This is a genomic window from Paracoccus rhizosphaerae, assembly GCF_026162645.1.
GTDB classification, from domain to species: Bacteria; Pseudomonadota; Alphaproteobacteria; order Rhodobacterales; family Rhodobacteraceae; genus Paracoccus; species Paracoccus rhizosphaerae.
Genome location: NZ_JAOTBE010000149.1, coordinates 1 through 1,927, shown reverse-complemented (window position 1 = coordinate 1,927; position 1,927 = coordinate 1). Strand labels below are relative to the sequence as shown.

The window sequence follows — 1,927 nt, the reverse complement described above, 5'->3', positions numbered from 1 at the left end:
GAGGCCTTCGCCCGCATCGACACCGAGGAGATCGACCCCATTCTCAGCATAACCACGAAAGCCGCCTGATCATGCCCTCAGGCCTCCCGGGAAATTACACCAGCTTGACGGACGTGACCGCGATTTCCGAGGGTCCCGGTGCTGTGCACGAGCTAGGTCAGCGATGCCGCGCATTCCTCTTGCGCTCCTTGGGATCATCGACCTAGCCCTCGTAAAATCCTGCTCGATGAAGAAGGTTGACGTGAAGTTGCGATATGATCCGACCTGCTTGAGGACATCGAGTGGCGTGTGTTTGGAATGGGCCAATGGCCACCGATGAAAGTCCTGCCCGGCGTTGCTGATGAAGGCGAGATGGCGCACGCCAGGTTTGAAATGCGGATCATATAGCACATAAGTGCGAGTCATATTGCTCATGTTCGGCAGCAGTGGGAAGATTTGCCTGGTCAAGTCTGACACTCTAGGGAACCGCTCCTCCCAGGGAGCATGTTCCTGATCGACTACGATCGGGGGAGCCGCCGCAAGGAGCGTATCGACCTTGAGGAACTGAGCACTCAGTAGCGCTCCGGCCCCTCCCATCGAAGTACCGTAGGCCATTACGTTTGCAGTCGGAGATATCACCTCCGACACTTGTTCTATGGCTTTCGGTAAGACATCGCTTTGCCACCAGTGGTTCTTCTTGGCGACAAACCCTACGAACCCCATTCCCGTGGCATCTGCGAGACCCGCGCTGAACGGCTTCTTATTGTTTCAGCTCGAGAAAGTCACGAGAACCCGATCTCGAAGGAGGTTCTCGGCGAAGACGAGTAGGTCATGGCTGGAGCGCAGGATGATACGGCCGGTCACAATGACTGACAGGCTCTGCACTGTTGTCGTGTTTCTCACGGTCTGTCCCCCAACACAAATTGCTCGCCGTTACGGCTGCACTAAATGCCACCTTCGGTCAACTGAACATGGCCCGAGGTTTACGGCGCCTGCTATTCGGCCGGCGTACCCCACTCCGCGGCCATCGCCGAAGCTGTGGACAGTGCCTCGCGCAAGCGATCCGTCGAAGTCTGCTGCAGCTTCGCCCGGCGAGATCCGTCAGCATTTTCAGATCGAGCGACAGTTTTGCCAAGGCATCAGGGACCGACAGGCGGACATAGTCCAGGATCAGCGTTACGGCCGCCTGACCGGTCAGCTGACGGGCAGCGGCTGAGCCCTACTCATCAGCGCCAAGCACAGCGCATCGAGGTGTTTAGCCTTAATGCCGGGCCCGAATTCGAGTTTGGCCCCGCTGCGGCCTTGGTGGGTAAGGCCAGCAGAACGATGCTGGTGATCTCGAGGAGCGGCGGCGTTCAGACGCCCAAGTGGAGCCGTCATCCTGCGCGGCGGCCGGACGTGCCGCGATTAGATAACCGCGGCCACCGTCAGACGGACATGGCGCGACAGCAGGCTTACGACAGAGATGGCAAGAGCGGCAAATGCTTCCATAAGAAGGATGGTCATGGTCGGCCCCTTTAAAAAAGAGTGCGCCCAAGGCCCACAGGGTCCATTATGTCGTCCTGCGCGAGGCCGGCGGAAAGCTGATGGCCGGTGGCTGCCTTCGCGGTGTTCGCTCCGAACCCGCTATCGATACCCAACGGGTGGAAGCCGTGGGCCTTGAGCCGCTCCTGCGCCTCGTGTTCGGCAAGGCCACGAAAGCCGATGCCGATCTTGGTTTGGACGGGAGCCAGCAATCCGGGATTGCCTGCCAGCGAGCGAAGGCGGACGCCAGGCGGGATAGCCGTGTTGAGCATAGTCCGCGCTGTTGTAGCCCCGCGGGAAGCTTGGACCTGTCGCGGTTTGGTGCCGCTCCTTTGACCACGTAATGTGCAGCAGAGGAGATGAACCATGGGCACAGTCAGGACGGATGAATTTCGCAAGGATGCAGTGCGGATTGCGCTGACCA

Annotated in this window: 1 protein-coding gene; it reads right to left on the bottom strand. The window is 59.5% G+C overall.

Annotated features, from left to right (window positions below; all coding sequences use genetic code 11):
* Positions 1–1,496 precede the first annotated feature (1,496 nt).
* Positions 1,497–1,927 (bottom strand): peptidoglycan-binding domain-containing protein (locus OC184_RS20005; RefSeq protein WP_407674418.1); only part of this gene is annotated, 431 nt, incomplete at its 5' end.